Annotated in this window: 13 protein-coding genes; 5 read left to right on the plus strand and 8 right to left on the minus strand. The window is 68.9% G+C overall.

The genetic code is table 11. The features are described from left to right. On the minus strand, positions 1-930 hold the full coding sequence (locus tag V3W47_RS03140) for a carbohydrate ABC transporter permease (protein WP_331823710.1): 930 nt from the start codon (positions 928-930) through the stop codon (positions 1-3). Positions 931-1,018: 88 nt separating this feature from the next. Then, positions 1,019-2,353 carry an ABC transporter substrate-binding protein gene (locus V3W47_RS03145; RefSeq protein ID WP_331823711.1) on the minus strand — a complete coding sequence of 445 codons (1,335 nt, stop codon included), beginning with the start codon at positions 2,351-2,353 and terminating at the stop codon, positions 1,019-1,021. Between the two features lie 264 nt (positions 2,354-2,617). On the opposite strand from V3W47_RS03145, the gene V3W47_RS03150 reads away from it, so the two are divergent. The 4 genes from V3W47_RS03150 to V3W47_RS03165 all read left to right on the plus strand — a co-directional run bounded on the left by V3W47_RS03150 (position 2,618) and on the right by V3W47_RS03165 (position 7,174). Next, positions 2,618-3,337, plus strand: a complete 720-nt coding sequence (locus tag V3W47_RS03150; RefSeq protein WP_331823712.1) for a hypothetical protein — start codon at positions 2,618-2,620, stop codon at positions 3,335-3,337. A 350-nt stretch (positions 3,338-3,687) separates the two neighbouring features. Then, positions 3,688-4,719: a LacI family DNA-binding transcriptional regulator gene (locus tag V3W47_RS03155; protein WP_331823713.1), complete on the plus strand. Its 1,032-nt coding sequence runs from the start codon at positions 3,688-3,690 to the stop codon at positions 4,717-4,719. Positions 4,720-4,752: 33 nt separating this feature from the next. After that, a complete protein-coding gene (locus V3W47_RS03160) occupies positions 4,753-5,091 on the plus strand; it encodes a hypothetical protein (RefSeq protein ID WP_331823714.1) in 339 nt (112 codons plus the stop codon). An 85-nt stretch (positions 5,092-5,176) separates the two neighbouring features. Beyond that, positions 5,177-7,174 (plus strand): COG1470 family protein, encoded by a 1,998-nt coding sequence (locus V3W47_RS03165; protein ID WP_331823715.1) that lies wholly within the window; start codon positions 5,177-5,179, stop codon positions 7,172-7,174. A 258-nt stretch (positions 7,175-7,432) separates the two neighbouring features. On the opposite strand, the gene V3W47_RS03170 is transcribed toward V3W47_RS03165, so the two are convergent. The 5 genes from V3W47_RS03170 to V3W47_RS03190 all read right to left on the minus strand — a co-directional run bounded on the left by V3W47_RS03170 (position 7,433) and on the right by V3W47_RS03190 (position 11,454). After that, positions 7,433-7,837 (minus strand): hypothetical protein, encoded by a 405-nt coding sequence (locus tag V3W47_RS03170; RefSeq protein ID WP_331823716.1) that lies wholly within the window; start codon positions 7,835-7,837, stop codon positions 7,433-7,435. 13 nt (positions 7,838-7,850) lie between these two features. Further along, a complete protein-coding gene (locus V3W47_RS03175; RefSeq protein WP_331823717.1) occupies positions 7,851-8,468 on the minus strand; it encodes a YceI family protein in 618 nt (205 codons plus the stop codon). A gap of 71 nt (positions 8,469-8,539) precedes the next feature. Next, positions 8,540-9,424 (minus strand): VOC family protein, encoded by an 885-nt coding sequence (locus tag V3W47_RS03180; protein WP_331823718.1) that lies wholly within the window; start codon positions 9,422-9,424, stop codon positions 8,540-8,542. Positions 9,425-9,455: 31 nt separating this feature from the next. After that, on the minus strand, positions 9,456-10,361 hold the full coding sequence (locus V3W47_RS03185; RefSeq protein WP_331823719.1) for a helix-turn-helix domain-containing protein: 906 nt from the start codon (positions 10,359-10,361) through the stop codon (positions 9,456-9,458). A gap of 178 nt (positions 10,362-10,539) precedes the next feature. Continuing rightward, a complete protein-coding gene (locus V3W47_RS03190; RefSeq protein ID WP_331823720.1) occupies positions 10,540-11,454 on the minus strand; it encodes a hypothetical protein in 915 nt (304 codons plus the stop codon). A 387-nt stretch (positions 11,455-11,841) separates the two neighbouring features. Between V3W47_RS03190 and V3W47_RS03195 the strand changes: the two genes are divergently transcribed. Further along, the gene (locus tag V3W47_RS03195; protein WP_331823721.1) at positions 11,842-12,264 is read left to right on the plus strand and encodes a four-helix bundle copper-binding protein; all 423 of its coding nucleotides are present in this window, start codon (positions 11,842-11,844) and stop codon (positions 12,262-12,264) included. A gap of 357 nt (positions 12,265-12,621) precedes the next feature. On the opposite strand, the gene V3W47_RS03200 is transcribed toward V3W47_RS03195, so the two are convergent. Further along, a complete protein-coding gene (locus V3W47_RS03200; RefSeq protein ID WP_331823722.1) occupies positions 12,622-13,626 on the minus strand; it encodes a DMT family transporter in 1,005 nt (334 codons plus the stop codon).

Below are 13,626 nucleotides of genomic sequence, written 5' to 3' on the forward strand. Positions count from 1 at the left end.
TCAACCTCCCTGACTGCTGGCCCGGCGGCTGATCAACTTGAGCAGATACACGGCCAGGATATTCGTGAAGATCACGGTGAGGACGCCCGCCGCGCTCGCCAGGCCGATGTTGTACTCGGCAAACGCCTTCTGGTAGATGAAGTACGGCAGGTTCGTCGTGGCGATGCCGGGACCGCCCGAGGTCGAGCCGTAAATCTCGCCGTAGACCTGGAGGAGCGCGATGGTCTCCATCAGCACGACGACCTGAATCGCCTGCATCCAGTGGGGCAGGACGATGTGCTGGAATTCCTGCCAGGGCGAGGCACCGTCCAGCCGTGCGGCCTCGATCTGGTCGTCGGGGAGGCTCTGGAGGCCGGTCAGCAGGATCAGCGCGGCGAAGGGCGTCCACTCCCAGGTAATCATCATGATGACCGAGAGCATCGGGGCCTGGCCCAGCCAGTCTATGGGCGTGAGGCCGAGGCTCTGCGAGACCCAGGCGAAGAAGCCGGAGGTGGGGCTGAGGAGCATGTTCTTCCAGATCACCGCCGTCACGATGGGCATGACGAGGAAGGAGGAGATCAGGAGGGTCCGCAGCAGCGCCCGCCCCAGAAATTCCCGGTTGAGCAGCAGCGCCAAGGCCCCGCCGATCACCAGGGTCAGGATCAGGGTGCCGCCCGCCAGCACGACCGTGTTGAGCAGGATGCGGAGGTTCTGGGGGTCGGTGAGGAGGTTCTGGTAGTTCGCCAGCCCGATGAAGGGGCGGCTGGAGGGGTCCACGAGGTTGTAGCGGAAGAACGAGTAGTACACCGTCATGAAAAACGGCACCTGCGTCGTCAGGATCAGGTACAGCATCGCGGGCCAGATCAGCGCGGCGGGCGTGAGCCGGATGCCGCGTTTGGGCGCGGGCGGGGCGTGGGTCGCCGTGACGGGGACGCTCGGGGCGGTGGTCATGGGTCTCACCTCTTGGGGAGGGCGGGCAGTGGGAAGCCGCCAGCCTCAGCGGTTGGGCTGAATGGGCTGACGGCTGACGGCGGAACGCTTACTTCTGGTAGCCGCCCTCTTTGGCGATCCGGTTGGCGGCGTCCTGCCCCTGCTTGAGCGCCTGATCGATGGAGGTCTGCCCGCTCAGCGCCCCCGCCATGTACTGCCCGACCTGGGTGCCGAGCGCCTGGAACTGCGGGATGGACACGTACTGGATGCCGGTGTAGGGCACGGGGTCCTTTGTCGGCTTCGTCACGTCGGCGCGGTTGATGGAGCTGAGCACGAGGCCGCTGAACGCGCCCGCCGCCTTCTTGTAGTTGGCGTTGTTGTACGTGCTCGTGCGGGTGCCGGGGGGCACGGCGGCCCAGGTGCCCTTCGTCCGGGCGACGAGCGAGATGTACTCGGGGGAGGTGGCCCACGTCAGGAACTTGAAGGCGGCGTCTTGCTGCTTGGTGCTCTTGGGGATGGCGAGGTTCCACGACCAGAACCAGTTGCTGCCGCGCGGGGTGCCGGGGCCGACCGGCGCGTTGGCAAAGCCCACCGACTTCGTGATCTTGGAGGAGCCGGGGTCCGAGAGGAAGCCCGCCGCCACCGTCGCGTCCACCCACATGCCGCACTTGCCCTGGCTCATCAGCGTCAGGTTCTCGGTGAAGCCGTTGCTTGTGGCACCGGGAGGGCCGTACTGCTTGAGGGTATTCACGTAAAAGGTCAGGGCGTTCTTCCACGCCGGGGTGTTGAGCTGCGCCTGCCAGTTCTGGTCGAACCAGCGCCCGCCGAAGGTGTTCACCATCGTGGTGATGAAGGCCATGTTCTCGCCCCAGCCCGGCAGCCCGCGCAGGCAGATGCCGTACACGCCGGACGCGGGCTTGTGAATCTTGGCGGCGAAGGTCTGGAGTTGCTGCCACGTCGGGTTCTGCGGCATCGTCAGCCCGGCGGCCCGGAACAGGTCGCGGTTGTAAAAGGTCATGCTCGACTCGGCGTAGAAGGGCACGGCGTAGAGCTGGCCGTTCACGGTGAGGGCGCTCCGCACGCTCGGCAGCACGTCGTTGAGCTTGTACGCGGAGGCGATGGTGGGGTTTTGCCGGAACAGCGGCGTCAGCGAGGTGAGCCAGCCGTTCTTGGCCCAGATCGGCACCTCGTACACGCCCACCGTGGCGAGGTCGAAGCTGCCCGCGCCGCTCGCCACGTCGAGGGTGATCTTCTGGCGCAGCTCGTTTTCGGGCAGCACGACCCACTTCACGTTGATGCCGGGGTACTTCTTGTTGAACTCCGGCGTGAGGCTCTGCATCGTCACCATGTCGGGGTTGTTGACGGTGGCGATGGTGATGGTCTGCGCGCCGGCCCACGTGGAGCTGACGGCGAGGACGAGGCTGAGCAGGGAGAGTCGTTTCATGGGTGAAACCTCCTGGGACCGCATAGCGCGGCAGGCGAAGGGGCGGGCGACCTGGGGTGGACAGGAAACACGCGCGTGGCGGGCTGGGGCCTCTCTCCCCAGGCGCAGCAATTCAATGGTCTCGTGTCCATGATTGAAACACATCCGTTCGCCCCCGTCTAGAGGCCCGGAATTGAACCGAGTACAGAGATGGCCTCGTGACCATTGTGGCGAGGTGCGTGTGTTCAGGTTTGAACGGCAGAGCTGTGGTCTCCTGACACGACGGTGAGGGGGCAGATCGATGAACTCGTCCGGGAGGTCTGCGGCGCGGACGACCACCCGCTCGCCCCCGTTCTGCGCCGCTGGTGCGGGGATTCGCGCCCGTTTCTCGCCTTCGTGGAGGCGCACGCGAGCAAGCTTCGCAAGAAGGCGCGGCTGGTTGCCTCCCCGAACGAATTTGCCGACCTGCTCGCCGAACTGGCCGTCGCCTCCCTGCTGGCGCGGGACCGCCGCTTCACCGTCCTGTACGAGCCGGGGCGCGCGGCGGGCGTCCGCAGCCCGGACTTCGGGGTGACGTTCAGGACGAACGTTGCCCTCAACGTGGAAGTCACGCGGCTTCGTCACCCCGAGTTGACGGGGATGGCTCCCTCGGAAACGGCGCTCCGGCTGGCACGGGTGCTGTGCGACAAGATCGGCCAGTGTCCGCCCGGCGCTGTGAACCTGCTCGCCGTCGTTCTCCCGCCCGGCGCGGCGAGTGACGGCCTCGTGCCCACGGCGGTGCGCCTGCTGGAGCGTCTCTCCCAGAGTGAGGTCGGTCGGCCCTCCCCCGAACTGCGCCTGGAGGACGTGCGCGCCTTCCTGCGCGGGCGTCAGCGACTCAGCGCCGTCGCGCTCTGCTCGTTCACGGGGGAGTGGGAACCGTCCACCGTCCGGCTCTGGCTCAACCCGCAGGCGAAACATCCCTTGCCCGCCGAGGTCGGGAGGTATCTGGTTCGGGGGACGTGAGATGGGGAGGTGACGGGTTCGTTTGCTTGGTGGTCAGGCCCGGTACACCCCCACCCGGCCTCCCCCCAGGGGACGCTTGATGTGAAGTGCAGACCGAGAAGTTGAGGCGTTTTCGCTCCCCGGCAAGAGGACGAGCGGTGCTCGTCACCCCTCTCCCCAGCCCCCTCCCGCAAGGGGAGAGGGAGCAAAAAGCACATCCAACACGCTGGGTTCCTGATTCATATCAGGAACTCAAGGGGGAGAAGAAGCCGTCGCGTCTTTCTTGCTCCCCCTAACGCCTAACTCCCAACGCCTCACCCCTGACTGTTCTTCCCTGCCGCCGAACACCCCTCAAGTCCTACAATGCCCGCGTGGCGACGATTCAGGACGTGGCGCGGTTGGCGGGAGTCTCCCCGACCACGGCCAAGCGTGCCCTGCGCGAGCCTGACAAGCTGACGCCGGGGACGCTGGAGCGGGTGCGGGCGGCCATCGCCGAGCTTCACTACGAGCCGGACGTGCGGGCCGGGAGCCTGCGGGGCGGGCAGAGCCGCACGGTGGGGCTGGTGGTCGCCAGCATCGTGGAGCCGTTCTTCGCGCAGTTCGCGCGCACGGCGGGGCGGACGCTCCAGGCGGCGGGGTACACCCTGATCGTCAGCGAGAACGAGTACTCCGCCCGACTCGAACTCACCGAGTTGCAGCGGCTGTATGGGCAGCGGGTCGGGGCTATCCTGCTGCGGGCGGGGTACGGCCCGGAGAGCCATGAGTACATCGAGCGGCTGCGGGGGCGCGGGGTGTTCGTGCTGAACTACGACTACGTGCCGCCCGACTCCTCCCTGCCGAGCATCCTGCTCGACAACGCCGCCTGTATGCGCGAGGCGGTGGCGTACCTGCATGGCCTGGGGCACACCCGCATCGCCGCGCTGGGGACCTACGACCCGGCCATCCACCCGGAGGAACGCTCGCGGACCTTCCCCGAGGCGATGCGCGAGCGCGGGCTGGAGGTTCCGGCGGCCTACCGGCGCGTGACCCTGCTCACCGAGGACACGGCCTACACCCTGACCCACGAACTCCTGAGTCTGCCCGAGCCGCCCACCGCCCTCATCGCGCTGACGGGCACGCAGGCCATCGGTGCCTTCCGGGCCATCCGCGAGCGGGGGCTGACGCTGCCGGACGACCTCTCGCTCGTCACCTTCGACAACTACCCGTGGACGGCCCTCGTGGACCCCCCCGTCACCGTCATCGAGCAGCCCGTGGAGGCGATGGCGGAGGCGGCGGCGCGGGCGGTGGTGCGGGCGCTGGAGGGCGGCGAGGTCCTCACCGGGCGGCACGTCTTTCCCGGTCGCCTCATCGTGCGGCGGAGCTGCGGGGTGCCGCGCCGGGAGACCGCCCACCATGCCGGGTGAGAGGGGTCGGGTGCCTGGCGTCGGGCGGACGGAATGAACGTCCCCGCCGACCCGCTCCTCCTCTGGGTGCTGCGCGGGCTGGGGGCGCTGCCGCTCGTCGCCTACCCCTTCGTCCTCCTCGCCAGCGCCATGACCCTGGGGACGCGGGACCCCAACGACCCACCCGCTGGCCTCGTCGTGGTGAAAAACGTCTTCGCCTGGGGCACGGTCGCCTACCCGCTCGTGTATTTCGGCAGCCTCGTCCTCGCCGGGCGTGCCGGGCGGCTGGGTTCGTCAGGGGCGGTGGTGGCGTGGAGCGCGCTGCCCCTGCTGTACCTACTCGCGCTCGTGGGCCTGGCTCTGGTGTGGGGGACGCTGGGGCGGTCTCGCTGACGCCCCCCGCCGACCTCCTCCTTCTCACCGACCGCGCCGCCCGGACGGGTAGCGTTGGGAGCACGCTCAAACCTCTGGAGGGAAGATGTTACGTTCGACCAGCCGTGCCCTGACGCTCGTGTTCAGCCTGCTCCTGCTGTGGTTGTGGGGCGCTGCGTTCTCGCAGGCCGCCCGCTTCGGCAACCTCACGTACCGGGTGCCGCCCGGCTGGAGCGCGCGGGTGGATGGGGGCGTCCTCGCCCTCACGCCGAGCAACCTGCCCGCCGGACAGACGGCCTTCATCCTGCTCTCGCCCGACGCGGCCCTCCCCGGCGACCTGCGCGCGTGGTTCGAGGCGCGGGTGGCGGGGCTGCACAAGAACGTAAAGGTAGTCAACGTCACGCCGATTCAGGCGGGCAAGGGTGCGGACGGCTCCCCGAGCTTCTCGCAGGCCGCCGCCGTGGTGGGCGGGTCGGGCGAGACGCAGTACCGCTTCTACGTGGCCGGGCAGTTCGGCAAGGCCCCGAATGCCCGCGCCGTGCTGCTGCTGTATCAGGCGTCCTCCCTCGCCCTCGTGGAGAGGTATCAGGCGGGCCTGAACACGCTGGCCGACTCGGTGGACCTCGCGGGAACGGCGGTGGCCGGAGCGTCCACCCCAGCGACTTCCGCGACGGCGCAGACCAGACCCCAAACAACGCCTGCCGCCGCCCTCCCCACCGTGAGGACGCTCAACGCCGCCGAGTTCGTGAGGTCGGGCGGCAACCCGGAGGAGGCCCTCATCCCCGGCGAGTTCCGCTGCTACGAGGAACGGGCGGGGGCCGACTACGCGCGGCCCCACCTGCTCGTTCAGATTCTCCCCGGCGGCCAGTACCGCACGGCGGGCGGGGGCGGCACCTTCGCCGTTCGCAAGGACGGCAGCCTCCGCAAGATTCGCTGGCAGAGCGGCCCGCTGGCCGGGGACCGCGAGGGCTACCTGAGCTTCGGGGACCACGGGCAGGACTTCAGCCTCTCGGAGGTCGGCCCGCAGGAGCGCGACTTCGAGTGCTATCAGGCGGGAGCACGCGAGACCCTGGCGCGGCTGGAGTTCGCCCTCAAGACGCCCAAAGTCGGCAAGTACCCCTGCGTCGCCACCGACGGCAGCAACAAGGGCGCGGGGACACTGGAGATTCTGGCGGGCGGGCAATACCGGCTGAACGGTGGAACGGGGCGCTACACGGTGGACCTCCTGAGCGATCAGGACGAGGACTGGAGCGACGTGGACTTCGTGGGCGGGCCGTGGGATGGGGACGGTGCCACCTACCGGGAGGACGAGGACGGCGAGCGGCGCTTCGGCCCCCGACGGATGGAGTGCAAGGTGGTGGTGAAGCCCACCCCCCTCCCCCGCTACGGCACGGCGAAGGCCCCCGCGCCGCCGAAGGGGTCGGGCGGCCTGAGCGGTGCCTACGCGAGCTGGACCTCCGACGTGGGCGGCTACTGCGGCGGCCTGTGCTGGAGCTTCTACGTCTTCAACCCTAACGGCTACGTCTACACCGACGAGCCGGACGCGGGCCTCGACGACGCCAATTGCTCGCGCACGAAGCCCAACGGTCTGCCCGTGTGCGAGGTCTATACCTTCAAGGGTGGGCAACTAAAGATCGGGAACGACAAGGCCGAGCCGCTGAGGAAGAAGGCGGACGGCAACTACGACAAGGGCGGCACGACCCTGACCGCCATCCGGCCCGTCGCCGGGCTGAAGCTCAGCGGGACGTACCGCAGCTTCTCCGGCTCGGTGGGCATGGGCGGGATGACGAGCAGCTTCTCGGAGTCCTTCCTGCGCTTCTCGCCGGACGGGCGCTTCTCGCGGGAGGCGTCGGGGGGCTTCAGCGCCACCTTCACGGACACGGGCAGCTCGTCGGGCACGACCACGGGGGGCGCGACGGCCACCAGCAGCCGCGCGAGCGGCGGCACCTACCGCTTCGTGGGCAACACGCTGGAACTGAGGTACGCCGATGGCCGGGTGGTGCGCTCCTTCGCCTTCCTGGGTGACGGCGAGAAGAATGGCAAGCCGTCCACGGGCCTCGTTCACATCGGCGGGCGCGACTACACGTTGCAGGACGGTAAGTAGGGGACGGTCGGCGAAGGGCGCAGAAGGTCGAAGGCAGAAGGCGGAAAGCTCAAGGATGTGCCTCCGCCTTCTGCCTTTCGCATACACCTTTGCAGGAAGTCCAAAGCGTTTGATAGAAGAACCCGTGTCATCCCGAACGCAGGGCCTCGTCCACCTCGCTTCGAGATGCTGCGCCGACGCTTAGCAGGACAAGTCTGATGTCAAGAGGAAGAGAGGCCCGACTCGTGGTGAGCGGGCCTCTCTTCTCGAATCCGACCTCTACCCCGCCCTGCGCCGTGCCCACAACCACAACGCACCGAACAGAAGGGCGGCCACACCTGACCCCAGGGCCACGAGGTTGCGAATCAGCTCGACCGTCTTGACCTGAAGGGGGTACTGGCCGCTCTCGCGCAGGTACGTCTCGTTGACGAAGCGGGCACCGCCCTCGCCCTCGCCGGGGAGGAAGGCGGCCTGATCACGCACGATGAGGAGTTGCGGCGAGCCGATGGGCGTGCCGGGGCTGTCCGCCTCGCCGAAGAGCGCGCCCGCCGCGTTCGGCTCCACCCGCTGCACGAGGGTGGCGTCCTGCGTCAGCACGCCGCCCACGACGAAACTCAGCAGCAGCACGATGAGGGCAAGGACGGCGAGAACGCCCGACACGCGGCGGACGAGGGGCAGACGCACGGCCCGGCTCCCCCTACTGGTCGCTGGCGACGAAGCGCACCGCGAGGGCGAGGTCGTTGCTCACGCGGCCCGCGTCGATCTGGCGGTGCTTGACGCCGAAATCGCTGAGCTTGACGTTGAAGGTGGTGCTCACGGCCAGCACGTTGCCCTTCAGGCCGGAGGAACGGGTGGTGGCGCTGGCGGCGGTGTAGCGCACGGTCGCCTCGGTGGTGAGGGGCTTGGTCACGCCGTTCATGGTGAGGGTGCCGACCACGCGGTACTTGTCGCCGCCGAGGGCCGTCGCCTGCGTCACCTTGAAGGTCACGTCGGGGGTCTTCTCGAAGTTGAGCCACTGGGCACCGCGCATGTGCCCGTTGCGCGCGGCGATGCCCGTGTCGATGCTCGCGCCGTCGATGACCACCGTGCCGCCGCCCGTCCTCGCCTGCGGGTCGAAGGTCAGCGAGCCGCGCACCTTGCTCGTGCGCCCGGTGAAATTCTCCACCGTCGTCTCGCTCTCCACGGTAACGACGTTGAGGCTGTCCGAGGAGGCGACCTCGAACTTGGTGGGGGCGGCCCCGGCGGGCGTCAGGGCAGCGAGGCCTAGAGAGAGCGCGAGGGCGGGCAGCAGGCGGACGGGGAAAGTCTTCTTCATCTTCAGTCTCCTGTAGAGGGGAAATGGGCCAGTGGGTTCGCGCTGGTCGCCGGAGGCTGGAAGCAGGCCGCTCAAGCGGTGAAGGCGAGCAGAATGCCGAAGGGGTCTCGCACCTCAAGGATGCCGACCGACTGTGCAGATCGTATGAAGGGAGATTGTGTGATGGAAACGCCGGAGAGACGAAACCGCTCCGCAAGGTCGCCCAGCGCCCCTGAATGGGGAAGGTGGAAGACTACCCTCTCGAGCCGCGCGCTGCCCTCCGGTGCTGCCGACCCGCCCCGGCTCTGCCACGTGTTCAGGCCGATGTGGTGGTGGTAGCCGCCCACGGAGAGGAACAGCGCCCCCGGCCAGCGGCTCACCACGTCGAAGCCGAGGGCGTCCTCGTAGAACGCCTCGGCGGCGGTGAGGTCGGAGACGCGCAGGTGGAGATGGCCGAGCGTGGTGCCCTCCGGCAGTCCGGCCCACGGCGTGGGCACCCCCGCCTCCGCGAGCAGGCCCGCGAGGTCGATGAGGTCGCCGCCCATGCGGACCTCGCCGCCGTCCCACGTCCACTCGTGCCGGGGGCGGTCGCGGTAGACCTCGATGCCGTGGCCGTCGGGGTCTTGCAGGTAGAACGCCTCGCTGACGAGGTGATCGCTCTGGCCGAGGCGCACCCCACGCCCCGCCACGTGCCGCACGAAGCGGGCGAGGTCGGCGCGGGTGGGCACGAGCAGCGCGAGGTGGTAGAGGCCTGGGCTGGAGGCGGGCGCGGGCCGCGCGCCGGGCACCTCCCGCAGGGTGAGGAGCACCCGCCCGCCGACGCCGAGGCTGGCCGTTCCCTCCCCCAGCGTGAGCGGGCGCAGGCCCAGCACCTCCCGGTAGAAGGCGAGGCTGCGCGCGAGGTCGCCCACCGTCAGCTCCACGTGGCCGGGCGTGAGGGCGGGGTCGAGTCGGGGAAGGGGTCGGGGCTTGGTCATGGTGGGGAGCAGGTCGCTCAGTATGAAAATATCAACCGTCCCCACCGCCAGGAATGGCGGAAGCGGACGGGGGCCTGTCATTTTTTCCCGGCACCGATGTCCAGGTGTCACGGAACTCCTGTGGGGGCACGCCTACCGCCGCCTTGAACGCGCGGCTGAAGCCAAACGGATCGGCGAAGCCCACCCGCGCCGTGACCTCCTTGACGCTGAGGTCGGTGAAGCTCAGGAGGCGGCGGGCCTCCAGCAGCACGCGGTCCTGAATGAGAGCCTTCGCGCCCCGGCCCAGGGCGGCGTTCGTGGCGCGCGAGAGGTGCTTGGCGGAGACGTTGAGGCCCCCCGCGTAGTGCCCGACATCGTGGTGGGCGGCGAAGTCGCGCTCCAGCAGCTCCAGAAACCGCTCGGCCAGCCGCGCCTCGGCGGGGGCGAGGTCGCCGGGGGCCGCCGCCACCGCCCGGCGCACGAGGACGAGCAGGGCCTCCGTGAGCGGGCGCAGGAGCGAGAAGTCGCTGCTCTCCCCCACGCGTTCGTACTCCCGCGCGGCCAGGGCCAGCACCCCCTCGGCGGCGGCCTGCACTTCGGGCGGTGCCGCAAAGGTGCGGTCCCCCCGCGCGTGGTTGAACAGCAGGTGGTCGGTGCCCCCCAGCAGCGCCTCGGTAAAGGCCACCGCGTAGCCATTCAACTCGCGCATCTCCCGGAAGGCGTGGACCTGCCCGCGCGCGATCAGGGACACGCACGGCCCGCGCAACTCGCCCTCCCGCCCGTCGATGGTGTGTGTCCCCGTGCCCGAGTGAATCCAGATCACCTCCTGGAAGTCGTGGCGGTGCGGGCGGAAGGTCTCCCCGGGGTCTGTCGTCCGGTTGCGGATGGGCATGATCACCACAGGCGGCCTGCCGTACCCCGCGAGGGGCACGTAGCGAATGGACGCCGGGGCCGACATGAGCCTTCACTGTGGCACGGGGATGGATGAAGCGGCTGAGGGGGAGGGGGAGGGGGGCAGCGGTCAGCTTTCAGCGATCAGCCGTCAGCAGGGAGACGTGATGGATGGGCAGGAGAGGGGGCCTAAGTTCTGGCTCCCCTCCCCCGTTCACCCACCGTTCGCCCCCAGTTTGCGCGGCCTACAGCCCCGAACCGTTGAAGGTCGCCGTGTAGCTGTCGCAGTTGTAGGTCAGGGTGACGTTGTTTCCGGCGTTGTCGCTGTAGAGGACGCTGCCGCTGCGGAAGCCCACCGCGCAGGTCGCGTCGTAGCGCAGGTCATCGAAGGCGAAGTTCAGGACCAGGGCCGGGTTGCTCGGGTAGGGCTGGAAGCCGATGGTCGAGGACCCGCTCAGGACGCCGCCGGCGAAGGGGTTGGCGGCGCTGTCGGCGGTGTAGGTGTACGCCGTGTCCTTTGAGGCGAAGGAGTCCACGCTGATGTCGGTGCGGGCAAGCAGGAAACCGAAGGTGGTCTGGAAGACCGTCTGGCTCTGGCGCTCGATCTCGTAGTTCAGCGCCGTGCTGCCGCTGGCGATCACGGACCCGTTCACGGCGAGGCTGAAGTTCGCGCCTCCCGTTCCCGTCACCCCGCCGATGCCCAGGCGGTAGCCGCTCTCGGGAAAGACTTTGGTGTCGTCCTGATCGTCGCGGGCGTACTGACCGCTCACGTCGAGGCTGACGGTCCCGTAGGTGAACGAGCACTCGTTCAGGATGGTGGCGACGTTCGACGCCGGGAAGGTATCGCCGTCCGCGTCCACGAAGGTGCCCTCCTCGCTCAGACAGGTGCTCAGGTCGGCGGGGGTGAGCTGGTGCCCCGGCACCCGCGCGCTCGCCCGCGCGTCGGCCCCGAGGAGCACGCCCGCCCCCAGGCTTCCGGTGTCGCCCTGAAAGCGGAAGATCGCCGCCAGATACCCCATGCTCTGCTGAGCCAGGGTCTCGATCTTGAGGGCGTCGTCACGGGTCATCGCCGCGCCGACCACGGGCGACGGCGACTGGCTGCATCCGGCGAGGAAGGCGAGTCCAGCGGTCAGGGCAAGGGTGCGGGTGGTGCGGCGCATGGGAAACCTCCACGGGGCAGGGAGAGGGCAGGATAGATTGAGCGGGAACGGACCCCCCCATTTAGACCGACCACCCCTCCCCCGGCATGTGAAACTCGGCGATAGGGAGACAGGGCAAGGCTCACTCCGGCTTTAACCCATACACATCTTTTGGCGCGACGGCTCCGGTGAGGGCCGCTCCCGACGCTGGCAGTTTGATGGAAAGGGCAGAAGGTAGAAGGCAGAAGGCAGAAGGCAGGAGAGACGCGTCCTCGATCTTCTGCTCTCCGCCTCTCGCCTCCTGCATCGGTCGCGGGGCGGCCACCGCCCAACCTCTTCTTTCACACCGCCTTGACGCTCCCGCCCATGCAGGGCACCCCCGCCTACGATGGCCCGAGGAGGCCCACCATGCCACAGAACACCGCCCGAATGCTCCAGACGCACCCCAACCCCGCCAGCGTGTTCGACCAGGGTGCCCTCGCCGAGTGCATCGACGCCTGCTTCGAGTGCGCGAACGTCTGCTCGTCGTGCGCCGACGCCTGCCTCGGCGAGCACGGGCACCTCATGCACCTCGTCCACTGCATCCGGCTGAATCTGGACTGCGCGGACGTGTGCGGCACGACCGGGCGGGTGCTCTCGCGGCTCACGCAGCCCGACCTGAACGTGATGCAGGCCCAGCTTCAGGCGTGCCTGACGGCGTGCCGGGCGTGCGGCGACGAGTGCGAGCGCCACGCCCGCGACATGAACATGGAGCACTGCGCGGTCTGCGCCGAGAGCTGCCGCCGTTGCGAGGCGGCGTGCGCGCGGCTGCTGGAGGGGATGGGGGCGTAGGGGAGCGGTCAGCCGTCAACCATCAGCTCTCAGCCGTCAGCCGTCAGCAGAACTTCTTCGTGGATGACCACGGGGACGTGGAGAACTCCTGCGCCTCCCCTTCGAATCGGAAGGCGGGGAGGCGTATTTTGGCCGTCCAGAAGAAGGGCGAGCGTGGCTCGCTACCCCTCTCCCCGGCCCTCTTCCGCAGGGGGAGAGGGAGGAGAAGATGGTCAAGCTTCAGCTTCTTTGGCTCCTCCCCTTGAACGCCTGATATGCAAGAGAAGATCAACGTGTTGGTTGTGCTTTTTGCTCCCTCCTTGTGGGGGAGGGTCGGGGAGGGGGGTGAACAGGCAGCGCGTCCGCCAAAACCCACGCTCAGCCGCCGTCTTTCGCTGACGGCTGACGGCTGACGGCTGACGGCTGACTGTTCCCCCTCGGTCGCCCCGTCACCACCGTCGCCACCCCCGCCCCCGCGATGACCGCCATGCCGCACAGGCTCAGGGCATCGGGGATGTGACGGAAGACCAGCCAGCCCAGCAATCCGGCCCACACGAGTTGCAGGTACGTGACGGGCGAGATCAGCGAGGCGGGCGCGTAACGAAAGCCCAGCGTGAGGAGAAAGTGCCCCAGCCCCGCCATCAGGCCCAGCGCGAGAAACAGCCCGGCGTACAGGGGCGTGAGCGGCGGCCCCTTCCAGAAGAAGGGCAGGAGCGGCCCCAGGGTCAGGACGCCCACGAGCGCCGAATTGAACAACAGGGTCAGGGGCGGCTCGGCGCTGAGGACCCGCGACAGGAGCTGATAGCCGGTGTTCGACGCGGCCCCCAGGAGGGCGAAGAACACGCCGAGCGCGTCCAGATTCCCGCCGGGCCGTGCGATGAGCAGCACGCCGACGAAGCCCAGCCCCGCGAGGGCCGCCCGCCCCGGCGTGAGCCGTTCACCGAGGAGCGGCCCCGCGAGCAACACCACCAGCAGCGGTGAGAGGAACACGATGGCCGACGCCTCCGCCACCGGAAGCCGCCGCAACGCCAGCCCCACGAAGATGCTCGTCAGCACGAGGCACAGCGAGCGCAGCACCACGGGGGCGGGTCGCGTCGGGAGCGCGATCTGGCGGCCCACCGTGGGGGCCAGCACCGCCGTCATCAGGACGAGTTGCAACGCGTAACGTGACCACGAGACGAGCGGCACGGGGTAGTACGTCGTCAGATACTTCGTGGCCGTGTCCAGGCAGGCGAAGAGCAGCAGGGCGACGCAGTAGAGCAGGACGCCGCGCAGGGGACTTCTGGTGGGCCTGGCCGCCGGAGGGGTAGTCCCCTCGGGAAGAGGGCCACGTTCGACGCCAACCCCCCGTGCGGGCGAATGCGGGCTGGGAAGCGTTGGCAT

The sequence above is a fragment of the Deinococcus sp. YIM 134068 genome (assembly GCF_036543075.1).
GTDB lineage: Bacteria > Deinococcota > Deinococci > Deinococcales > Deinococcaceae > Deinococcus > Deinococcus lichenicola.